General features: G+C 59.3%; 21 protein-coding genes and 1 pseudogene. 16 read left to right on the forward strand and 6 right to left on the reverse strand.

Annotated features, from left to right (window positions below):
- The first annotated feature begins 576 nt into the window (after nt 1-576).
- The 3 genes from ACT01B_RS11115 to ACT01B_RS11125 are packed head-to-tail and all read left to right on the forward strand — an operon-like array spanning nt 577 to nt 5,022.
- Nucleotides 577-3,696: a type II secretion system protein GspG gene (locus tag ACT01B_RS11115; RefSeq protein ID WP_445143323.1), complete on the forward strand. Its 3,120-nt coding sequence runs from the start codon at nt 577-579 to the stop codon at nt 3,694-3,696.
- A gap of 21 nt (nt 3,697-3,717) precedes the next feature.
- A complete protein-coding gene (locus tag ACT01B_RS11120; RefSeq protein WP_445143324.1) occupies nt 3,718-4,770 on the forward strand; it encodes a hypothetical protein in 1,053 nt (350 codons plus the stop codon).
- Between the two features lie 27 nt (nt 4,771-4,797).
- Complete coding sequence (locus ACT01B_RS11125) at nt 4,798-5,022, forward strand: hypothetical protein (RefSeq protein WP_445143325.1); 225 nt, start codon at nt 4,798-4,800, stop codon at nt 5,020-5,022.
- Nucleotides 5,023-5,046: 24 nt separating this feature from the next.
- Here the strand turns inward: ACT01B_RS11125 and ACT01B_RS11130 are convergent.
- The 4 genes and pseudogenes from ACT01B_RS11130 to ACT01B_RS11145 all read right to left on the reverse strand — a co-directional run.
- A pseudogene (locus ACT01B_RS11130) lies at nt 5,047-5,166 on the reverse strand (transposase); the annotation flags it as partial.
- Between the two features lie 337 nt (nt 5,167-5,503).
- Nucleotides 5,504-6,478 carry an MBL fold metallo-hydrolase gene (locus ACT01B_RS11135; RefSeq protein ID WP_445143326.1) on the reverse strand — a complete coding sequence of 325 codons (975 nt, stop codon included), beginning with the start codon at nt 6,476-6,478 and terminating at the stop codon, nt 5,504-5,506.
- A 303-nt stretch (nt 6,479-6,781) separates the two neighbouring features.
- Nucleotides 6,782-7,261, reverse strand: coding sequence for a hypothetical protein (locus ACT01B_RS11140; RefSeq protein WP_445143327.1), 480 nt, complete (start codon nt 7,259-7,261; stop codon nt 6,782-6,784).
- Nucleotides 7,262-7,395: 134 nt separating this feature from the next.
- The gene (locus ACT01B_RS11145; RefSeq protein WP_445143328.1) at nt 7,396-7,686 is read right to left on the reverse strand and encodes a hypothetical protein; all 291 of its coding nucleotides are present in this window, start codon (nt 7,684-7,686) and stop codon (nt 7,396-7,398) included.
- Between the two features lie 493 nt (nt 7,687-8,179).
- Between ACT01B_RS11145 and ACT01B_RS11150 the strand changes: the two genes are divergently transcribed.
- From ACT01B_RS11150 to ACT01B_RS11200, 11 genes are all read left to right on the forward strand, one after another.
- A complete protein-coding gene (locus ACT01B_RS11150; protein WP_445143329.1) occupies nt 8,180-8,611 on the forward strand; it encodes a MarR family winged helix-turn-helix transcriptional regulator in 432 nt (143 codons plus the stop codon).
- A gap of 143 nt (nt 8,612-8,754) precedes the next feature.
- The gene (locus ACT01B_RS11155) at nt 8,755-9,909 is read left to right on the forward strand and encodes an HlyD family secretion protein (RefSeq protein ID WP_445143330.1); all 1,155 of its coding nucleotides are present in this window, start codon (nt 8,755-8,757) and stop codon (nt 9,907-9,909) included.
- On the forward strand, nt 9,906-11,489 hold the full coding sequence (locus ACT01B_RS11160) for a DHA2 family efflux MFS transporter permease subunit (RefSeq protein ID WP_445143331.1): 1,584 nt from the start codon (nt 9,906-9,908) through the stop codon (nt 11,487-11,489). The genes ACT01B_RS11155 and ACT01B_RS11160 overlap by 4 nt, the downstream gene beginning before the upstream one ends.
- A 55-nt stretch (nt 11,490-11,544) precedes the next feature.
- Entirely contained in the window at nt 11,545-13,083 is a 1,539-nt protein-coding gene (locus ACT01B_RS11165; protein ID WP_445143332.1) for an efflux transporter outer membrane subunit, read from the forward strand.
- A 163-nt stretch (nt 13,084-13,246) separates the two neighbouring features.
- Nucleotides 13,247-13,720, forward strand: coding sequence for a MarR family winged helix-turn-helix transcriptional regulator (locus ACT01B_RS11170; protein ID WP_445143333.1), 474 nt, complete (start codon nt 13,247-13,249; stop codon nt 13,718-13,720).
- Between the two features lie 54 nt (nt 13,721-13,774).
- Complete coding sequence (locus ACT01B_RS11175) at nt 13,775-14,752, forward strand: carbon-nitrogen hydrolase family protein (RefSeq protein WP_445143334.1); 978 nt, start codon at nt 13,775-13,777, stop codon at nt 14,750-14,752.
- Between the two features lie 30 nt (nt 14,753-14,782).
- The gene (locus ACT01B_RS11180) at nt 14,783-15,700 is read left to right on the forward strand and encodes an NmrA family NAD(P)-binding protein (RefSeq protein WP_445143335.1); all 918 of its coding nucleotides are present in this window, start codon (nt 14,783-14,785) and stop codon (nt 15,698-15,700) included.
- Between the two features lie 139 nt (nt 15,701-15,839).
- On the forward strand, nt 15,840-16,865 hold the full coding sequence (locus tag ACT01B_RS11185) for an alpha/beta fold hydrolase (protein ID WP_445143336.1): 1,026 nt from the start codon (nt 15,840-15,842) through the stop codon (nt 16,863-16,865).
- Between the two features lie 106 nt (nt 16,866-16,971).
- A complete protein-coding gene (locus ACT01B_RS11190; protein ID WP_445143337.1) occupies nt 16,972-17,373 on the forward strand; it encodes a cupin domain-containing protein in 402 nt (133 codons plus the stop codon).
- Nucleotides 17,374-17,384: 11 nt separating this feature from the next.
- Nucleotides 17,385-18,104 carry a hypothetical protein gene (locus ACT01B_RS11195; protein ID WP_445143338.1) on the forward strand — a complete coding sequence of 240 codons (720 nt, stop codon included), beginning with the start codon at nt 17,385-17,387 and terminating at the stop codon, nt 18,102-18,104.
- A gap of 158 nt (nt 18,105-18,262) precedes the next feature.
- On the forward strand, nt 18,263-18,799 hold the full coding sequence (locus ACT01B_RS11200) for a carboxymuconolactone decarboxylase family protein (protein WP_445143339.1): 537 nt from the start codon (nt 18,263-18,265) through the stop codon (nt 18,797-18,799).
- A gap of 345 nt (nt 18,800-19,144) precedes the next feature.
- Here the strand turns inward: ACT01B_RS11200 and ACT01B_RS11205 are convergent, their stop codons facing one another.
- On the reverse strand, nt 19,145-19,570 hold the full coding sequence (locus ACT01B_RS11205) for a phosphate-starvation-inducible protein PsiE (protein WP_445143340.1): 426 nt from the start codon (nt 19,568-19,570) through the stop codon (nt 19,145-19,147).
- Nucleotides 19,571-19,931: 361 nt separating this feature from the next.
- Here ACT01B_RS11205 and ACT01B_RS11210 point away from each other — a divergent pair, with 361 nt between their 5' ends.
- Together ACT01B_RS11210 and ACT01B_RS11215 are read left to right on the forward strand one after the other, a co-directional pair.
- Nucleotides 19,932-20,345 carry a hypothetical protein gene (locus ACT01B_RS11210; protein ID WP_445143341.1) on the forward strand — a complete coding sequence of 138 codons (414 nt, stop codon included), beginning with the start codon at nt 19,932-19,934 and terminating at the stop codon, nt 20,343-20,345.
- A 691-nt stretch (nt 20,346-21,036) separates the two neighbouring features.
- Nucleotides 21,037-22,005, forward strand: a complete 969-nt coding sequence (locus ACT01B_RS11215; RefSeq protein WP_445143342.1) for a cation diffusion facilitator family transporter — start codon at nt 21,037-21,039, stop codon at nt 22,003-22,005.
- Nucleotides 22,006-22,166: 161 nt separating this feature from the next.
- On the opposite strand, the gene ACT01B_RS11220 is transcribed toward ACT01B_RS11215, so the two are convergent.
- A complete protein-coding gene (locus ACT01B_RS11220) occupies nt 22,167-22,310 on the reverse strand; it encodes a hypothetical protein (protein ID WP_445143343.1) in 144 nt (47 codons plus the stop codon).
- Nucleotides 22,311-22,547: the final 237 nt, after the last annotated feature.

The raw sequence follows: 22,547 nt of genomic DNA on the forward strand, positions 1-22,547 counted from the left end.
AGCGTCGGGGCGCGACCTGCCGCAATCTTTGTAGGAGAAGGCACTCGGCTCTTTCGTTTGGGCTAACTCAAGGCTTGCTGAGTCGCAACCCGATGCCTGGATTTGAAGCCGAGTCCAAACAGCCTAATCGCAGAAGTCGTTTTCGTCATAACGGCATTCCTTACAACCTTTTTACTATATCGTCCGTCATATATTCCCGGCTATGTCCCGTGATTACTGTCGCCACACTTCAGCGTAGACACTTAGTTACGAGCTGAGCACTCTCCCCAAGTAGCGACCGATGCAATGCCGTCGTACTGCGATGCGCCGCTCAATCCCGACTGGATGCATTTTGATGGCGACGGTGCATATCCGTTATGCGGCTTGGCTCTCTCGCACCCGCCGGCACCACGGCAGCAGCGTGGCAGATATCATCGCTCCGCTAACGAAAGCGGTGAGTTCACCCGAAACATATCTTGCAGGATATGCCGCTCTTCCATCCCTTAAGCAAGGGGTGCGGCTATCTACATAAGTTCAACCGCGTGCAGGCCTGCCGGTTGAGTCGATGATCATCACGATCTGGAGGGAGATCTCGCCATGACTGATCTCAAGAACTCGCAGCGTATCAGCTACAAAGCGACCTACGCGCAGATCAGCTCGACCGCTTTGCCAAACGCCAATGGATTGCACAGAATAAAACTCAACCGAGCGGTCGAGAAAGCGGCATTCGTCCAGTCGCTGCGAGTACAGGACCGCGAATTGGCTGCTCTTCGGAGGGGTGTTGCCGGCGCTGTGAATGGCGAGGCAGCCGACCCGGAACTGGCTAGCGCGATAAACGCTATCGCCAAGCTGGTGGGCGACAAGACTGCCAATTCGACCATGAATAATGCCGCCGCCTTTGCGGCGATCGACCCCGAGAAGTTGGCCATTTTCGGCCGGATGCTGGCGAATCAGCGTAAAGAGATCTCTAACCAGGCGTCCACACTTCTCGCTCACGTCACCACTCAATACCGCAATGCGCTGAGCGTACCTAAGGCCGCTGCTGCCGCTGCCGCTGCGCGTCCCGCCGAACCAGCGGCAGCGATGGCCGGCGCGAAAACTGTAACAAGCATGAACGATGCCGGCATAGCGCTTCGCGTCACGACCTATTCCGCCGCGCCGCCTAAAACGGTAGGCAAACAGGAATCCGTGTCGTTCAAGGCAAGCATCACCATCGACTCCGCAGCGGAACCTGCACCTCAGGGCCCGACTGGCGCCACTCTCGACGATTACCAGCCTTCCGCACGTCATGCTATCGCCTGGGCTCAGAAGAACAAGCCAGAACTTTTCAACGAAGCTCTGAACTTCGTGCAGCCGTATCTGCCACTCTCGGAAAGTGAAGCCGAAAACATGGGGCAGTCCAAAGCTGTGGTTGATTTCATGAGCGCTGGTTACACGCGCTACTTCGACACAGCCAAGTTGCTCGGCAGCATCAATGGCTTTATCGAGAGGATGCAGGTGGAACCGGTTGGGAACCTGCACCTCGAGCGCGTTGAGATGTATCCAGCCGGGATCGAGCGCGGTGAGCTCATCCATTCCGTGCCCATGGCCCCGAGCGAGACCGTCAACATCAGCCACAAAGAGTGGTCTGTCAGCGAACGGGAATTCGAGGATTTCGTCCAGGATTACTTCGAGGGCTACAGCGAAGAAGGCGTCGCCGACAAAACTGACATTGCGATGACCAATGAGTCGCAGTCAAAGCATGCAACTGCGCTTAACGTGGGTGCGTCGCTGTCGGCGAGCTATGCCTCCGTAACGCTCAGCACCAACTTTGGGTACAACGCGACATCTGACGACTCGCAATCGAAGAAGGACAGCCGCAACCACAGCATGGCGATCACCAAGAAGGCATCGTCCCGGACGAAGAAAGATCACAAGGTCACATTCAAGGTCACCTCCGTGACGGGCAGCGAAGATCAGTCAGTGCGGGTGATTTCTAACCCGAGCAACACCGACGCCATGCGCATCGACTACTTTCAGCTCGCGCGAAAGTGGAAGGTAGACCTGCTTCGCTACGGTTTGCGCATGACCTACGACATCGTCCTTCCCAACCCCGGCTCGGGGATCGTGACGCTGGTCGAACAAGTGCAGGCACTTGATGCGGAGATCAACGTGCCATTCGGGTTCCCTCTGCCCCTGAGCGCAGTACAAGTAAGCAACTACGATCTGCTGGCCGCTCAATACAACGCTGCAGTGACGGCACCTCCGGAATCCGATAAGTACGTCAGCATCCATAAGGAGACTACGCCGGTCAGCGACTACGACAAGATCCATTTCGACTCGCTCGAATTCGACGCAGACGAGTCGTACAACATCAACAGCTCAACCGTGCAACTCAACTGGTCGCACGACCAGGGTGACAACCGGAGTTATTTTGAGATGTTGTCCACGGAGTCGTTGTATGCAGGCATTGGCAATCTAAATGGCAAATCAGGGCACTTGGCGCTGGATTTCATGTACCAGTATGTCTACGCCTACGGACTCGAAATCACGTTCAAGTGCATTCCGAAGCTAGAAGTAATCCAGGAATGGAGACTTCAGGCCTGGAACCAGATTCGACAAGGCGCCGAGGACGAGTACAACAAGAACCTGCAGGGGCTGAAGGATCAGCGCGCCAAGTTGATCGAGCAGATCAACCAGTTCGATGCACTTACGCTGCGGCGGATGGAGCAGGAAGAAATCATGAAGGGGGTGCTGCGCTGGCTACTTGGCCCCGACTTCTATCTGGTGCCGTTCAATATCGCCTCGCTATATGGCTCAGACAGCAACGACCCGCAAGTCTCGGATGTTCTCGATCCCAACCAGTTGTCGTTGGCGGAGTGGAGCAACGTCATGGAGCATGGCGAGTTCATCAAGTACCTCCACAACGCGATCGAATGGGAGAACGTTCTCTATTTCACCTACCCCTATTTCTGGGATGACAATAGTTTGTGGGACTTCAAGAAGTTCCTGTTCCATCCCGACTCGACGCATCGCGTGTTCCTGCGCTCGGGAGCCGCACGCGTAGTTCTGACCATTCGGCCGGGCTTCGAAGCAAGCTTCACCCAGCTGGTCGAGACAGGTGCTTTCAATTCGCTCCCCGGACCGCATCCCTACGTCACGATTGCCCAGGAGATCCAGAATTTCGCGAAGACGAACTACCCTGGTTTTCCACCGGCGAATCCGGAACAGAACGCGAGACCGTTGCTCTACCTAGAGCAGCGACGCGTCTGGAAAGAGATGCAATATCTGATCCAGCTGCTATACGCCTATCACGACGCGCCTGGCAACAGCGGCACCTTTCCCATCACCGGGGCAGGACTCGCTGCGCTTCAACCCTATGTGGCGCAGACCAACAACGACAATCATGTCGCTAACCAGCAGCAGCTTGCGCTCGATCCGAGCACGCCCGTTGAAGCACTACTGCCGGAAAACTACGTAAACGTTCCCGCCATGGACTACTGGGGGAACCCCTATTTTTATCAATGCCCCGGCACCACTGGCGACTACGATCTGATCTCTTACGGTGCTGACGGCGTGCCGGGCGGCACCGATAAGGACGCGGACATATCCGCCAACGCGGAGGCCTCGCTGATCGCCACCTGGTACGAATACACCCCGACCAACGCCCTGGACATCGGCATCACGATGAACAAGCCGAACGTGACGCCGCCGGACGTGAAGGGAGACATCGCCTAGTTCCTGGATTGCGAGCCACCCATGTTCAAGAAACAGGTCGCCCTTGTTGCCGGCTTCGACTACGAGTTCAACGGACTGGACTTCGCTACGATCTGTAAGAACCGGATACAGCGACTGATCGCGAAGTATCCAAAGGACCAGCTCCGGTTCACGCTGTTTGATGTTGGTGCAGGTACAGTCACGCAGAACGAACTGAGTGCACCGAATAAGCGGAGTTGGTCGACACTGAAAACGTTCACTGCCACTTCGCGCGGTAACTACAGCGCGGTCGTTGTCGGCAAGGAGAATCACTTCGACCAAAATCCAGCGGGCATCATGTCCATCACTGATGCCTACGAGTTCATTCAGAAGATTGGAGCGGGTTCAGAGGCCGGCACACTGAAGGAGTTCAGCGTTTTCGCCCATGGTTGGGTAGGAGGGCCTATTCTAGTCAATAGCTCCGACCTGGCATCAGGTGCTACGCGCGACCCTGGCGACAAAGATGCGCGCGCGCGAAAAGATTTCAACACGCCCAACATGACCGCGGCGATGCTGACCAATTTCCAGAAAGCATTCGATGGTTCCGGCATTGTGTGGACCTGGGGCTGCAGCTTTGCACGAGCGTATAACCTTATCCTCGCTGCGCTTTTCAAGCACAAGAAGTACAAGTCCATTCCAAGGGGAAAGGTCAAACCCACAGACATGTTCGACATGGAATTCGAGGAGGACCTGAGTAAAACCGACGGACCCGCCCGCTTTGATGATATCCGGGGCATGCTGCCTGGCGGCGCACTCAAGGCCGGTCCGCCAAGGAACTACAAGATTACCGTGGCGTTCTTGACCATCACCAACTTGCTCAAGACGGACTTGAGCGACGCCTATTCCGCCAAGGTCGCAACCGCTTCAGGAAAGACGGCTTTCGGTGCATTGCTTGGCACGTATGCCGATTTCGAGAAAGGTGGCAAGAACCCGCTGATGCTCATTCCGCGAAAGCACCCGCCCTATGCAGATGACTTCACTCGAGTCATCAACTTCTACAAGCACTATGTGCATATCGCCATCGACCCGGAAAACCGTGGCTACGGCAAGTTCTGAGCATATTCAGATATAGCGAGTGACATCATGATTATGACGATCGATCAGCTCAAACAGGTTCTGGCGTCGGGCGGCAATCTCATGCTCGACGGCACTTCGATGACATTGAGTCAAATCAAGGATTTGGCGTCGCAAGCCAAGCCAAGTGGCGCGAAGATCACCATCAAGCGAGTAGGCGACTATACGCCGGTTCAACTTGAACAGGTCGCGGCGCTAGCTCCGGGTCTCATCACGTTTGACCTGACTTCGTGAACCATCCGCCCTCTTGGGCTTGACGATGTCTTGCAGACCACGATCGCGAAGCTCAGTTACCACCTGCGGCCAAAACTTCGCCCCTTCCGTCTGCGCGAGCCATAGACCTCACACCTCCTTCTGGCCGCTAATGGCGATTCCTATAGGCACGCTTTCTTCAACGAGCCCCCATGGATGGCTTAGCCGGCACTACCGTAACGGGCAACGCCCTAGCTTTGACAGGGAGACGCGTGTGGCACGTCAAGAGGTCGAGGCACTCGTACCCTTGATAACCACCCCTAATCACTTTGCCCCACTCCTTCTCCCTAGCAGGATGGGGCGCCAGCGCTGGCTTGCAATCGACGCAATTCCACGTCAGCTAGATCATGAGAGCGGACTCATCGCTTCGACTTCCAATGCGACGCGAATGTAGAGGGTGGCAGCGTGCCGGCGTCGACGGCGCAGACCATTCAGGAGCCCAGTGACCAGTTTCACTTTCCCGTCAAAGAAAGAAACGCTTCCCTACCGCCGATGCTACGACGCGATCCTTGAACCGTGTTGCCAGTGCGCCCGTTGCCCGCCAACCGGTGCAATGCGCGGCGGCGATCAGGCTAAGATTGAACGGTTCCAGCGCTTCGACAGTGTCTGGAATGATGCTCTCTGTTGCACCCGACAAATGGAAGCCGCCTAGTACCCCGTAGATCGGGACGTCAGGGAAGCGATGGCTTGCATGAGTCAATACGTTGATGAGACCTGCGTGCGAACAGGCGGTAAAAACAAACAAACCCTTGTTAGCGATATGCACGGCAACAAATCGTTCATCCACGAGGAGTTCGTCCAACTCCCATTCGCCGTCAGGGCCAAGCCTGTGCTGGCCAGGCATGCCGCGCTCAAAGCTTGTCACGCGCGGGATTTCGCCGCTCACGTAGAATGATTTCGACAGAACCGACTGTTCATCTCTCGTAATAATGAGTTCTGCCCCGTTACCGGCAAGCACCTTCGGGCTTGGAATATCCTCCATCGGCATCATGCGGCCCTGCGGATTCTTGACCGCTCGCGATGCGAACATGTCTGGATGCAGATAGGTTGGGACGGGCTTTCCACCGTTTGCCAACGTGATCATCTGCAGTGCCCGTGGCATCGCTGCTGCATGATCCCAATGTCCATGGGAAAGCACCATCGCGCCGACCTGGCCGAGGTCGAGGCCGAGGCCGAGCCGGACGATGTTACGTTCGAATACCCACGCGTCAGGCCCCGTATCAAACAGAAGTGAGTGCGACGTGTCGCCAATGCGGGCTGTAATCAGGCAAGACAAGCCGTGAGCGGCGCAACAAAGGCATGTTCCGCCAAGCGATTGCATTCCGCGCCGCCAGGCCCCGGAAAACTCTGTTTCCACAAACTTGGGATTTGATGAAAGGCTATCGGTCACGTTATCGACGATGACCGCAATCTCCAGGCTGTCGATCGGCGCAATCATGGCCGCCTCCTCAGTGCCGCGGTTTCCCCAGTGGATTCTAAGCTCGAAATAAGCGACTGGTGCGGGTGGCGATCCGACCGGGCCGAGACGGCCCCGTCGCAGGATCCTGATCCGATTCAATTCTCGGAGGACCGAGACCTCGCGTGGGCACAGTGCGCCCTCACGGATCAGGTTGTCACGCCCGTTTTCCCAGTATCCGCAGTCCTAACGGGCGATGCGGAGCTTGCTTCGCTGACCGCACATCGGGGGTTGCTAGACCAAGGGCACGGAAAGTGGAACCTTGACCAGCCGTTAGCCGGGCAGCTACTGCGAAAGCCGGGGCTGCAGGAGCGTCCCGAGTGGCTGTAATGGCCCGAGAGGTATGAACTCAAAGGTCATCAAGTTTGCTTTGACCAAGGGCAGCACAGAGAGCCACTGTTTCGCCTCATCGACCGTGGTGGCGTTCAGGACGAAAACGACACCACTTTGGTCTTGCCGCGCATACCACTGGTCGATCTTTCCATCCAAGTAGAGCCAGCCCGTTTCAGACATCTCGCCTGGAAGGATGGCCTTGAGCTGGTCGTTGGTCGGTCGCCGTTGAAAGGAGCCGATGGCCATGACCTTGATGATGGGAACCTTCACAAGACCACCCGAGGGAGCGGCGTGTCGTTCAAGAGCCCGCGGCGTCGCTTCACGGTTGCTCACTGCTGGGTTTGTTGAATCTTGCCCGGCAGGAGCGGCTATTCCCACCGAGCCAACGGCGGCAATGCAGGCTGCGACGAGCAACCGATGAATCTGATTCATGTCGGCATCCTTCTTCAAGTGAGTTGCGCCCTACCTTTCTGAGGCCGGCATGCCGAAGATCCGGCTGCCGGCGCCGACTGGCTCCAGGCTGTCATCGATACTCGCCGTTCGATTCCGCTTCCGAGGATCGAACGTCACTTGCCTTGGATGAGGCGGGCGAGCGGCGCAAGCGGGGCAAGGGGCATGAGCTCATAAGTGTGCAGTCCTTCCGAGACAAACGGCAGCGTATTCAGCGTCGCTCTAGCGTCATCAAGGGACTCCACGTTCATCAGAAAGATGGGCCCCACCTTGTCGCGAAACCAGAACTGCTCGATCTTGCCTTCGAGATACAGCTGCAGCGTGTGCGGTGCTTCATGCGGTATGAGCTTTTCAAACTGCTCCGGCGTCCAGGCAGCGGTTTTGGTGGCAATAGCCATGACTTTCATTTGGTTCTCTCCAGATAGGTAGCTTGCAGAATCCAGCGGTGCGGTTCGGAAACCCAGGTGACAAGATTGGCCGCGCTAGCGGTCTCATGTGACCGTCACATCTCTCAATATAGTGCATATACACCATAATATCAAGTGGCCGCTGATCAGCGTCGACCCTCAGCGGAAAATTCGTAGCTGTCGAGCAAATGGATGGGGCCTGGCAGGAAAGGACAAGCTCGTCTTGCACGACGGGTGATATTCACTCTCGGCAAAGAGCCTCGATAGCGAACGGCTACATAGCACGAAGAAGGAGCCGTGAAGTCCAAGTGCGCGGTTTCTCGTGTACAGCGCCAGCTCGGCCCTGCGCAGGCACTCGCCGAAAACGACCCAGCCCTACCCTCACGCGCGGCCGCACACCTAAGGCCCGGGGGTGTTGACAATGTAGTGTATATGCACTATTGTCCAAGCCATGAAGACTGAATCGACCCAAAAGAAAGAGACCGTCGCCGGCATGGTGAATGAAGTCACTCGACTTTGTCTGATGACCAGAAGCCGTCGTATCTCGCGGGTGGTAACCAATCTCTACGACCAGGAACTTCGCCCGTTCGGCCTGAGCTCTTCGCAGTTTTCTCTACTGGTGCTGATCGCCCGCATGGATGGCGCAAGCCGCGCTGAGATCGGTCGTGCCAACCACCAGGAGCGCTCCACCTCGACCCGCAATCTTCAGCTGGTATTGGACCAGGGTTGGGCCGAAGAAATCATTCCCGAGAAAGGACGCAGCCGCCCGATCATGATCTCCAAGGCAGGTCGCGACCTGCTGGCCGAGGCCATGCCCGCGTGGCGCGCCGCTCAAGCCAAGGCCACCCAATTGTTGGGCGGTGATGGCGCCGCTGCCGTCGTGCAGCTCTCGGCTAACCTCCCCGTTGAGGAGCTGGCCGGGTAATTTTTTTATCTACGATGGTGTATATGCACCACAAGAATTCCACGGCTCGTCACGGCCAAAGCGCGAATCCAGTTGAGTAGAAAGCGCTGCAAAGACGCGCTCGCCAAAGTTCTTTCCCCCTACCCATCCTCGGAGTTCTTGTCATGAGCAGTGTTGCAGTCACCAAGCTGGTGGACGTTCCCATCGCCGAAAAGGCGCAGCCGCGCAGCAAGCGAAAGCGCCTTTTGAGTCTGGCCGTTGGTGTTGCCCTGGTCGCGGGTGTCGTCTATGGCGGCCACTGGTGGACCAACGGTCGGTTCATCGAAGACACCGACGATGCCTATGTTGGCGCCGATGTCACCGTGATCGGCCCCAAGGTGGCCGGTTACATCACCGAGCTGCATGTGCAGGACAACCAGTTCGTGCACGCCGGTGATCTGCTGGTGAAAATCGACGACCGTGACTACCGTGCCGCGCTAGCCAAGACTCAGGGTGCCGTCGCGGCCGAAGAGGCTCTGCTCGCCAATCTCGATGCCAATGAGCAGCTGCAGCAGGCGGTGATCGGCCAAGCCAAGGCGGGTGTGGCGGCGGCGGATGCCGAGACCACGCGCTCTCACCAAGACGAAACACGCTATCGGGACTTGTCCAGTCGTTCGGCCGTGTCGGTCGAAAGCGCCCAGGGCGCCGATGCCAGCTACAAAACGGCCGCTGCCAACTCCGACAAGGCGGCTGCCGTGCTGGTCGCCGCCCAACGCCAGCTCGACGTCATCGCGACGCAGAAGCAGCAGGCGCGGGCCTCACTGCAACAGGCCACGGCCGAGCGTGATCTCGCCCAGTTGAACGTCGGCTACACGGAACTACGTGCGCCGGTGGACGGTGTCATCGGCAATCGCCATGCGCGCGTCGGTGCCTTCGCCGCCGCAGGTACGCAGTTGCTATCCGTAGTGCCGGCACACGGTCTGTGGGTGGATGCCAACTTCAAGGAAGATCAGCTGGCTCGTATGCGCGAAGGCGACTCGGTGGAAATCCGTGCGGACGTGCTGCCGGGAAAGGTCTTCCACGGGCGCCTGGCCAGCCTGGCACCGGCTACGGGCGCGCAGTTCAGCGTCCTGCCGCCGGAAAACGCGACCGGCAACTTCACCAAGATCGTGCAGCGCGTTCCAGTGCGTGTGGTGCTGGACAAGCAGGACGATGCGCTAGGCATTCTCCGCCCAGGCCTCTCCGTAGTGGCCAATGTCGACACCCGTGAAAACAGCCGCACGAACGCGACGGCAGCTGAAACGCAAGCTCGTAACGAGCGCAGTGCGAGCGCGCCATGAACGCCAGCAAATTGGCGCCGATGAATCCGGGCACGATGAGTCTTCCGTACAAGATCTTTGCCTTCAGCTTCATGTCCCTGGGCATGTTCATCGCGCTGCTGGACATCCAGATCGTATCGGCCTCGTTGCGCGATATCGGTGGCGGCCTCTCGGCTGGCACGGACGAAACCGCGTGGGTGCAGACCAGCTATCTGATCGCCGAAATCGTGGTGATCCCGCTATCTGGCTGGCTTTCTCGCGTGTTCTCCACACGCTGGCTGTTCGCCGCGTCGGCGGCGGGCTTCACCCTAGCAAGCATGCTGTGCGGGGTTGCATGGAACATCCAGAGCATGATCGCGTTTCGCGCGCTCCAGGGCTTCCTGGGTGGTTCGATGATCCCCATGGTGTTTACCACCGCTTTCGTGTTCTTCACTGGCAAGCAGCGCGTGGCCGGTGCGGCGGCCATCGGCGCACTCGCCTCACTGGCGCCCACGCTGGGGCCCACGCTGGGCGGCTGGATCACCGATCACTCGTCATGGCATTGGTTGTTCTTCGTCAACCTGTTGCCGGGTCTGTTGGTTACCTTCACCGTGCCGATCATGGTGAACATCGACTCACCGGATCTCTCGTTGCTGCGTCGCGCCGATTACCTGGGCATGGCCTTGCTTGCGGTGTTCCTGGGCTGCCTGGAATACACGCTGGAGGAAGGCCCGCGCTGGAACTGGCTGAGCGACAGCACCATCACCGCCACCGCCTGGATCTCGGGCATCTCGGGCATCGCCTTCATCATTCGCAGCCTCACCTATGATCATCCCGTGGTCGATCTGCGCGCGCTGAAGGACAGCAACTTTGCGCTGGGCTGCTTCTTTTCCTTCGTCACCGGCATCGGCCTGTTTGCCACCATCTACCTCACGCCACTGTTCCTCGGCACGGTGCGTGGCTATAGCGCACTGCAGATCGGCGAAGCAATCTTCTCCACCGGCGTGTTTCAGGTCCTCACCATCCCGCTTTATACCTACCTCGCCAGCCGTGTCGATCTGCGTTGGCTCCTGATGATTGGCCTGTCGCTCTTTGCAGTCTCCATGTGGAATTTCTCGCCCATCACGCACGACTGGGGCGCGCACGAACTGCTGTTGCCCCAGGCTCTCCGTGGCATGGCCCAACAGTTTTCAGCGGCGCCCGTGGTGACGCTTACGCTGGGTGGCTTGCCGCCTGCGCGTTTGAAGCTGGCCTCGGGTCTGTTCAATCTGATGCGCAACCTGGGAGGCGCCATTGGCATCGCCGTGTGCGCGACGATTCTCAACAATCGCACCAATCTCCATTTCTATCGTCTGGCCGAGCATCTCAATTCAACCAATGACGCGATGAACGACTGGCTTGCTCAGGCCGGCAGTCATATCGCCGAGCTGGGGCGCGCCCCGGCCGAGGCGGGCAATACGGCGCTGTACCAGCTATGGCAGATGACCTATCGCGAAGCAGCGACCTTGTCCTACGCCGATGCCTTCCTCGCCATCATGGTCTGTTTCGTTATCGCCACAGTGATGGTGCCGCTGATGCGCAAGGTGGTGCCCCCCGCTGCGCCGTCCGCCGACGCCCACTAATCGACTTTGATCCGCCCTTCCCTTTCAGCGAGCCCCAAGGGCTCAGGACATTACGATGAACATCAAGCCTCTTTTTGCCGATGCCCAGCGCTCGTCACGCAAGCGCGCTGCACATCGTTTCACCATGCGAATGGCGGCCATAGCCGCCACCCTGATCGGGCTCGCCGGCTGCACGGTCGGTCCCAACTACGTGCGGCCCGACATCAAGACCAACCCCGAGTACGCCAGCCAGTCCATCCTCGGTCAGCGTGACGCAACCCTTCCTGCGCCGACACTGGACACCTGGTGGACCGGCTTCGACGATCCCGAACTTACCCGCATCGTCTCGCGCGTGCTCGAGCAGAACCTGGACCTCGCTGCGGCAATGGCTCGCGTCGACCAAGCCGGTGCTGCCGCCCGTGAAGCCGGTGCGCAACTGGCACCCCAGGGTAGCCTCGACGCCTCGGTGCAGCAGCAGAGCCAGTCGCTGAAGAGTCCATTGGGCAAAATTGGCAGCGCATTTCCCGGCTACTCGCGTTCGCAGACGCTAGAGAACATCGGCGTTGGCGCGAGCTGGGAACTTGATCTCTTCGGTGGCCTGCACCGTGGCGCCCAAGCAGCCGATGCCGAAGCCCAGGCTGCCGAGGCAAGTCAGGCCGGCGTGCGTATCACGGTGGCGGCCGAGGCGGCCGACGCGTACTTCCAGGTGCGCGGCGGCCAGGAACGCATCGCCCTCGCACAGCAGCAGATCGATACCCAGCAGCAGTTGGTCAATCTGGTCGAGGAGCGTCTCAAGGGTGGGCTGGCCACCTCGCTCGAGGAAGCACAGGCGCGTGCCCTGCTGCTCGAGGCTCGCGCCACCCTGCCCCCGCTGCACGTCACGCTGGCGCAGCAGCTAAACCGCCTCGACGTGCTGATGGGCGCCGTGCCCGGCACCTATGCGGCGGAATTGCAGAGCAGCTCGCAACAGTTCGACGTTCCGGCAATCGGCACGGCTGGCGGTCCCGATATGCTGCTGCGTCGCCGCCCAGACGTGGTCGCCGCAGAGCGCAAGCTGGCTGCATCCAGTGCACGGATCGGCGTAGCTACGGCCGAGTATTACCCCAAGGTATCGCTGGGTGCGCTACTGGGCTTCGAAGGACTAAACAGCGGGTCGCTGTTGTCCTCGGCCGCCTTCCAACCCCAGGCGATGTTGGGTTTGCACTGGCGTCTGTTCGACTTCGGTCGTATCGATGCCGAAGTGGCCCAGGCGAATGGCGCGAATGCCGAAGCGTTAGCACAGTACCGCCAGTCCATGCTGCGCGCCACCGAGGACGTAGAAGATGCCATCGTCAACCTGGCCGAGCTGGAGAACCAGCACCGTGAACTTACCCAGGAGGTTGCTGCCCACCAACAGGCACGCGCGGCTGCCGAAGATGCCTATAAGGGCGGTGCGGTCAGCCTGTTTGAAGTCCTCGATGAGGATCGCCAGCTGCTCGCTGCCCGCGATCAGCTGGCCCGTGTGCACGCCGACGACGCACGCGCCGCTGTGGCGACGTTTCGCTCCCTTGGTGGTGGTTGGTCTGGCAGCAACGCTGTCTCGATGACCGACAAGGTGGTCAGCGTTGATCACTGAGCCTCTTCCGGCGACAGGGAGCCGCCTCGTCGCTGACTGCCTCTACACGTCGAAGACGAGTCGCAGACATCGCGGCCCGCATTCGCTTGTTGATCGCAGGACATCACCCTCCCGAATTGGGCGCGGGTTGACATCATGGTGTATCTGCATCATAGTGAGTCACATGAACACCAAAGCCATGCAAACGCCCGATTCCCTTGCCTCCATCGTCAACGAGGTAACGCGCGACTGCCTGATAACGCCGAGCCGTCGTATCTCGCGCGTCGTAACCAAGCTCTTCGACCAGGAACTTCGTCCGTTCGGCCTGAGCTCGTCGCAGTTTTCCCTGCTGGTGCTGATCGCCCGACTGGATGGCGCAAGCCGCGCCGACATTGGTCGCGCCAACCACCAGGAACGCTCCACCTCGACCCGCAATCTCCAACTTGTGCTGGATCAGGGCTGGGCTGAGGAAATCATTCCCGTGAAAGGACGCACCCGTCCCGTCGTAATCTCCCAGGCCGGTCGCGACTTGCTGGCCAAGGCCATGTCAGCCTGGCGAGCAGCGCAGGCCCAGGCCAGGCACTTACTCGGCGTTGACGGCGCCTCTGCCATCGTCCAGGTATCGACTGGCCTCCCCGTTGAGGAGCTGGCTGGGTAACTCTTTTTTTAACCACTATGTTGCATATACATCACATAATTTGAGGAACAACGCATGACCATCATCAAAGCCGCCGCCGTACAGATCAGCCCCGTGCTCTACAGCCGTGAGGCCACCGTCGAAAAGGTCGTTCAGAAGATCCACGAGCTCGGCCAGAAGGGCGTGCAATTCGCCACCTTCCCCGAGACCGTGGTGCCGTACTACCCGTACTTTTCTGCCGTCCAGACCCCCTTGGCGCAGCTGTTCGGCGACGAGTATCTGCGGCTGCTCGATCAGTCCGTGACGGTGCCGTCCCCGGCGACCGACGCGATCGGCGAGGCTGCTCGGAAAGCAGGCATGGTGGTGTCCATCGGCGTCAACGAGCGTGACGGCGGCACCATCTACAACACGCAGTTGCTCTTCGACGCCGATGGCACCTTGATCCAGCGCCGCCGCAAGATCACCCCCACCCATTTCGAGCGCATGATCTGGGGCCAGGGTGACGGGTCGGGCCTGCGCGCCGTCGACAGCAAGGTCGGGCGCATTGGCCAGCTGGCATGCTTTGAGCACAACAACCCGCTGGCGCGCTACGCGTTGATGGCCGACGGCGAGCAGATCCATTCGGCCATGTATCCGGGCTCCGCCTTCGGCGACGGCTTTGCCATGCGGATGGAAATCAATATTCGCCAGCACGCGCTGGAGTCAGGCGCCTTCGTGGTGAACGCGACCGCCTGGCTGGATGCCGACCAGCAGGCGCAGATCATGAAGGACACCGGTTGTCAGATCGGTCCGATCTCGGGCGGTTGCTTCACCGCGATCATTGCACCCGATGGCACGATTTTGGGCGAACCCCTCCGCTCGGGCGAAGGTGAGGTCATCGCCGACCTCGATTTCTCGCTGATCTATCGCCGTAAGCAGCAGATGGATTCGCGCGGTCATTACAACCGCCCGGAATTGCTCAGCCTGCTGATCGACCGCACGCCGACGGCGAATATCCGTGAGCGCGCAACGCACCCGGCTCTCGATGCCGCACGCGGCTTTGAAGTCCTCTGACCGCGCATAGCCCACTGAAGCGAGATACCCATGAATACCTCAAACGACAGCCCCATCCTAGTCACCGGTGCAGCCGGCGATATCGGCGCCATCGGTCGCAATGTCACGGCCATGCTGCTTGCCAAGGGGCACAAAGTGCGCGCCCTCGTCCGCCGTGAGGACGAACGCGCTGAAAGCTTGCGCAAGCTCGGCGCCGAAGTGGTCGTCGGCGACCTGACCGATCTCCGGTCGGTGCATCGCGCCATCGAGGGCTGCAAGCGCATCTACTTCGGCATGTCGATTTCGGCCGCCTATCTGGAGGCGACGGCAAATGTGGCCGCGGCCGCCCGCCACCATGGCGTCGAAGTCATCGTAAACATGTCCCAGATGACTGTCTCGCAGATGAGCATCACCGAAACCACGGACAGCCCCCAGCATAAGCTCCATTGGCTGGCCGAACAGGTGTTGGCGTGGTCGGGGCTGCCGGTGGTTAATGTGCGGCCGACTGTCTTCATTGAAGGATTTTTCCTGCGCCTTGGCGCGATGGGCGTTCGCGATAACGATGAGCTCGCGTTGCCGTTGGGAAACGCCAAGACCTCTCCCATCGCCGCTTATGACGTGGCGCGCGTCGTCGCCACGATCCTCGACAATCCCGCGCCACATATCGGACAGATCTACAACTTGACTGGCCCCGAATCGGTCGACATGGAGAAGCACGCACGCGCGTTCTCCGAGGCCCTCGGCCGCACCATCCGCTATCGCGATGTGCCGGTGGCGCCGTGGACCGAAAAACTCCGGGAGTTCGGCGTTCCGCCGCACCTGATCGGACACTTGGCCGTCATGGCTGATCTGCACGCGCAGGGTCGGTACGACCGAACGACGGACGATGTCTTCAAGCTCACGGGCCAGAAACCGATGAGCACCGGCGAATTCGTGAAGCTGCACGCCGCTGAATTCACGCGTGTCTGATATTGCGGCGTGACGTGCTTCGAGTAAGACCCAGCCACCACCCATCGGGTGGCCGAAGCGACCAACAAATACCGGCCACCCCCCATGGGCGTGCCCGCCAATACTCACCCACTACTCAATCAATTTTGGTATTAGAAACATGAAACTCATCTCAATGATCGCCACCACCGCGATGGCGCTCGCCATCACCGTGTCGACGGCTAACGCAGCAGGGCACGCGCCACAAAGTACCTCCCTCAGCGCTGTCACCAACGTGTCGGATGTCGCCCTGGTGAAGTCGCTACCTGGATTCAAGAACGGCTACGCCGAGGTTAATGGCGTGCGGCTGCACTACGTTGTGGGCGGCAAGGGCGAGCCGCTGGTGTTGCTCCCGGGCTGGCCTGAAACCTGGTGGACGTTCCACAAGATCATGCCGGCGCTCGCCCAGCATTACACCGTCATCACGGTGGATCTGCGCGGCATGGGGGCATCGTCCAAGCCGGCCGACGGCTATGACAAGAAGACCATGGCCAAGGATATCTACGAATTGGTCAAATCGTTGGGCTATGACAAAGCCACCATTGCGGGCCACGACGTCGGCTCGGCGGTAGCGTTCGCCTATGCGGCCAACTACCCGCAGGCCACCGACAAGCTGGTGATGATCGAGTTTCCGCATCCCGATGAAAGCCTGATGTCGTTCCCACTGCTGCCCGCGCAAGGCCCGGTCGGCGAGAAGGTGGGCTCGTCACGCCCGTACCTGTGGTGGTTCGCGTTCAACCAGGTCAACGGGCTGCCGGAAAAGTTGCTGGCTGGCCGCATCCGGGTGGAGCAGGACTGGCTGTTCAAGTACTTCCTGATCAACGAAGACGCGGTGGATGCGCGAGATCGTGCCGTGTATGAGCACGCCTACAACACGGCCGAAGCGATACGCGCAAGCAACGCGTGGTATCAGGCGTTTGGACAAGACGTGGCCGACAACAAAGGCTACGGCAAGTTGGACACGCCAACGCTGGTGCTGGCCGGCCCGGCCTATCAGTGGATGAAGAAGGTGGTGGGGAAGAAGGCGACGAATCTTACCGCCGTGAGCGTTGAGAACAGTGGGCACTTTGTGCAAGAAGAGCAGCCTGAGTTCGTCACCAGAACAATGGTCGACTTCCTGCAAGGCAACCGATCGCCAAACAACTAAAGCCCATTGAATCTCGCCAGGGTTGCTGTGGCGACCCCAGCATGAATGCTCCATGCCTGACACTTCTTACTAACGATTTTGAACACAGACTAACGAGGAAAATCACATGAAAACGTTCAACATAGCCGCTGCAATTCTCCTGGCGCTCACCGGTGCGATGGGTCTGCCAGCACAGGCGCAGGATCTGAGTGGCATCCATCGCCAAGAACTATCCCGGCATGACCTCAGCATTCCAGGCTGGGAGGAGCATCAGCAGCGCCTCGAGATCGATCCGGGTCGGACCGCGCCGAAGCACAAACATCCTGGCGAAGAGATCATCTATGTCATCGAAGGCACGATTGAGTACCAACTCGAAGGCCAGCCACCGGTAGCGCTCAAGGCAGGTGACGTTCTGTTCGTCCCCGCTGGCGTCGTCCACAGCGCCAAGAATGTTGGCCAAACCAACGCAGCGGAGCTTGGTACGTACGTGGTACCCAAAGGAAAGCCCCTGATCGAATGGATCAAGTGAGGAATTCGAACATGAGCAATCTCTTGGATACCGCCATTGCGGCACACGGTGGTTTGGAGCGCTGGCAGCAAATTAAGAAGCTAACGGCACACGCCGCCATCGGCGGCGGCACGTGGCACCTGAAGGGCTGGCCGGACGTCTTCGCCGACGTTCAGGTTTCGATCGATCCTCATCGACAGCACACCGAGTTCTCCCCCTTTGTCACCATGGGCCGCCACACCTTCTTTGAACCCGGTCGGGTTGCGATCATGACCGATGATGGCAAGGCGATCGAGCAGCGTGAATCGCCCAGGCAGGCCTTCGAGGGGCACGTACTAACCACGCCCTGGGACGCACTGCATCTCGCCTATTTCAGCGGTTACGCGATGTGGACGTACCTGACCACGCCGTTCCTGTTCAAGCTCCCCGGATTTCAGACCGAGGAAATCGAACCTTGGGAAGAGAGCGGTGAGGTTTGGCGGCGATTGAAGGTCATCTTCCCCGCTGACATCCATAGCCACAGTCGCGAGCAGGTCTTCTATTTCGATGCCTCGGGCTTGCTTCGGCGGCACGACTACAGCGTGGATGTCATTGGCGGAACGACCAGCGCGAACTATGCGCTTGAACCCAAAACCTTTGGCGGAATCGTCTACCCCTCCAAGCGTCGCGTATACACCGCGGGCCCTGACAACCGACCACTGCGCGATCGCGTGGTTCTCTCCATCGATATTCACAACATCGACATAGCCTGAGCGGCCGAGATATTTCGGCTACCTCATCTGCGCTTTTCTCTCTCACTGAGATCGGTGCCTTCACGTGCCAGCAAAGCGCGATGATGGCGCCCTTAACCGCGTGCGCTTAGCTCGCTCACGCCACACACCCTCCCCCACTGGAAACCCAAGAGTCAACCATGAATCGTCTACATACCATCAACATCGCCGATGCCACCGGAGAAACAGCCGACCTCTTCGCTGCCATCAAGAAAGCCGTCGGCATGGTTCCCAATGCCTACGCCACCATCGGCAGCAGCTCCCCGCATGTGCTGGCAAACGTTCTGCAAACCGGCGCGGTGCTTAAGCAGGGCCAACTGTCCGGCCGTGAGCTGGAGGCGATTAACCTAGCCGTTAGCGACGCCTCCCAGTGTGACTACTGCCTGGCCGCACACACGATGACTGGCAAGATGGCCGGTTACACGTCCGAAGAGATTCTCGAGTTGCGGAAAGGCGGATTTGGGAACGACGCAAAAATCGATGCGCTCGTGAAATTTGCCGTCACCCTGGTGACCACGTCCAACACGCTGTCAGCGGAGGCGGTGGATAACGTGAAGAAGGCGGGCTATAGCGATGGCCAGATCGTTGAGAGCATCCTCGCCGTGAGCGCGATCCTGTTCACCAACATGTTCAATCGCGTCAACGATACCGTGCTTGATTTTCCGAAAGCCGCGTGAGCGATTGAAACAGGGCTGAGACGGAAAGCGCCTCAGCCCTGTAGCTCCTCGATGCGGGCTCGCCGACGCCGACACAGATCGGCGCGACGGGTTTCGTGGCTGCGGGCCAGCGGTCTGACTGCGGGTGCGACCTTTTTCCTCGCGTGGAAGGATCGAATCAGCGGGCCGTCGTTGTTGTCATTCATCGAAGACATCGTGAAAGCGCATTGCCATAGATGACGATCTAGTCATCGTCCATACCCCCGATAACCCCCTGTAATGACCGTCGCCGTGGATTCGAGGCTCGGAAGACGCCAAGCAACGCGAACACCGCTCAGTCCGGACTAGACCTGTCGCTGGAGGAATTCAGCTCACCCGTCTCGCATCCCCTTCATCGGTATACGGCATGCGCACATGGCCATAGCGCACCGCTATCACAGCAAGGGCCAGTATTAGGATGGCAGCGGATTCGGCCAGGACGGTCCACGGTGAGGCTTCGTTGGTATCCAAGATCAGATGCCGCGACAAAGCAACCATGGCGATATAGAGCGGTATGCGGACTGGGAGTCGGCCGACCCGCCAGTACACCGAACTCATGGTGACCACCTCGAGATAGATAAACAGCAGCAACAGATCTGCCAACGCCACGTGCCCGGAATGCCACATCGTGACGATCTCTTGTGCGGCCGCAATCAACACAGCCCCGAGCACGATCAGCAGACCAATATGCTCGATGATCAGGATGACTTTGCTACCAAGGCGTTTCACGCCCAGCGCTATCGAATCAGCCATCGCAACCTCCGCATACCAAGTAAGGACTAGGAGCGTACGCTTGAGCTATAGCATGATTTGACGCCAGCGGGCGGACTTGGTAGCCGCGATGGCGCGGGCTAATCACCCTGCCCGAGCACTTGCCAGTGGCATAGCACGGGTCAGCGAGATTCACTTTGAGTCAAGGCGCACGTTGCGATGCGGACCGGTCACATCTCTCTCGCTGTCGATGCAAGTCTCTGCTTCAGGTCGCTCGCGCCTCGAACGCCCGCAGGGTCTTGGCGGCGCCTCGATATTTAATGCGATTGAATGAGGATTCACCGCGGGACAACGCCGTCGTCGGCTATTCTCCTTACCATCGCAAAGACCGTGGAGACACGCTATGCCGAAGATGTTCCTCCATGCGCCGAAAGGCGCGTTCACACCCGAGGCCCGCGCCAGGGTCGCCGCTGAGTTGACCGAACTCGGTATGGCCTGCGAACGCCTCATCGACACGCCGCAAATCCGCGCTGGTATTTGGGTCTACTTTGTCGAACATGCGCCCGACACGGTGTTCCGTGCCGGGAGGCAGGCTGCTGAGCCGATTATGAGCCTCAAGGTCTACGCCCTGAAGGGTGGCTTCAACGCGGAGACCAAGACGCGCATGGTCGTCGAGGCGACGGCGATCCTCGGCAAATATTCCAAGACCGACGACGGCCAGGTACCGGCCTATGTCGGCATCCTCGAGGTCCCCGAAGAGAACTGGGGCATGTACGGCCAACAGGTTCACTTGGCGGCTATGCAGATCAAGGCTTGATCTGAGGCGCCCCCGGGGCGCATGTGCGGGAACGCTTGCAGGAAAACAACCAGTTGAGGATAGCCATCTGTTTTTCCGGACGGGCGGCGCCAATTACCGGCACCCGGGAACCGGCAATGTCCGCTCCGGAATGCGGTCTCAACCGGTCGATGCAACACACTATAGACGCGCAAGCGAAAGGAGTTGCCCATCGCACCCGTACCCCGGAAGCATTTCACGGGCAGCCAGAAGACGCTGATGTGGCATCGCTGGCAGCAAAGCGAGTCGCTGCACCAGATCGCCCGGCTGCTTGATTGAGGGCACTCATCGATACGGCGAGCGCTGGGGCAACAACGCTGAGCTCATGGAAGTCATAGCGCTAGCGGCCCAGAACAAGGTTCGACACGCGATCAAGCTCATCAAGTTTGAAGAGCTCAACAAGCATATCGATCTGTTGCGGGTGGGTGACCTAGTCGGTTGCGCAGTGATGAGGCTCTAGCACCCGGGTTCTGTGGCGCCGTGGTAGCGATGTCTACGGCGCCCTGCCTTACTGCATCGACGTTTTCGCGGGTGGTAGACCTTGGTTGCCTAGCGCGAGAATATGTCACCGGCGCGCAATGGCGAACCCGCCGGATGCCCACCAACTGGACTGGCGGTACATGGCGACCGATTGGCGAAGTGCGTGCAGCTTTGATCGGGTTTTGGAGGAAAAATGGCGCGATCCTGCTCCACCTCGAAGCAAATTGTCTACCTAGCCTTGCTGGGTGATCTTTTGGTGGCGGGTACCAAGGTGACCGCGGCCATTCTGAGCGGTAGTGCAGCCATGGTGAGCGAGGCCATTCATTCTCTGGTGGACTCCGCCAACGAAGGGCTTCTGCTCCACGGATACAAACTAGCGCTGCGGCGACCCGACGCCATTCATCCCCTCGGATATGGGCGAGAGCTGTACTTCTGGAGCTTTATCGTCGCCCTTATGCTTTTCGGGCTAGGCGCGGGAGCTTCGCTGTATCACGGCGTTCGACACATCCTAGAGCCAACCCCCATCGATCATGTCCTCATCAATTACGTGGTGCTGGCCTGCGCGTTTGTCTTCGAAGGCGTGTCATGGGTGGCGGCATTTCGCAAGCTCCGGTCTACCCGCGGCGATCTCACCTATTGGCAGGCGATTCACCGGAGCAAGGATCCACCCTCGTTCATGGTGTTGTTCGAAGACAGTGCCGCTCTCGCAGGCAACGTGATCGCCGCGCTGGGCATCTATCTCTCTGAGGCACTCAATCTGCCTGTATTGGATGGCGTAGCATCCGTGTTGATCGGGCTCATCCTGGCCATCGTGGCGGCCATCCTGGTTCGCGAAAGCAAAAGCTTACTGATTGGCGAAAGGGCTGCTCCGTCGCTGGTCGCCGCGGCTGTGGGGTTGGCACAGGCGACACCTGGCGTCAGCAAGGCCAATGGCGCACTCACCGTGCACCTGTCCCCGGACCAGATTCTTGCAGCCCTGAGCATTGAATTCGCCGAGGGTCTGCAATCGCGGGAGGTTGAACAGTGCGTAGAGGCGATCGAGCAACGGATCCGGGGCGTTTACCCGGAGATCGTCACGCTCTTCATCAAGCCACAGACAAATGCACGCTTCCAGGAGTGGAGGCAGGAGCAATTCGGCCCCGCCGACCTTCGGACTGCATGAGCATTCGGAATACCGAGACGGGAGAAGCGATAGATCTCCGACCTCATCGGTATGAGTGCGTGCCTGGCAACAACCAAAGCATGACTGGAGTCGCGCCGCTCCATTCATGACGGGCGATGCGCGTCGCGGCTGGCCACATTCTGCCGCCCGCCCGTCACTGATCAACGCTTGAGGTTCACGCTCGCCAGGTCGACCAGCTCCGCGCTACGGCTATCGAGCTCGGCCTTTATCAAGAGGAGCCCGAATTTGTACGCCTCCTCGAGCGTCGTTTTGGGTGGCATCGCCATTTGCTGGCGTGCGCTCATCACCTCGACCAGTCCGGGGCCAGCTTGCGAGAACGGGTTCTGTCTTCCAAGCGCTGACCTGCGACTCAGGCAATGGGTGGGCACCGGACGGCCCATAACCGTCGAGACCTGCAAGACGGAGCATCGCGAGCGCGGCCCACGGATTTTGCGTTTTTTGGATAAAAAGAGACTTTCCGTGCAATCCGTTTGGTGCGCTGGCCGACATGCTTAGTCTTACCGAGAAAATCCAAGAATCGA

It is taken from the genome of Dyella sp. Tek66A03 (assembly GCF_052567735.1).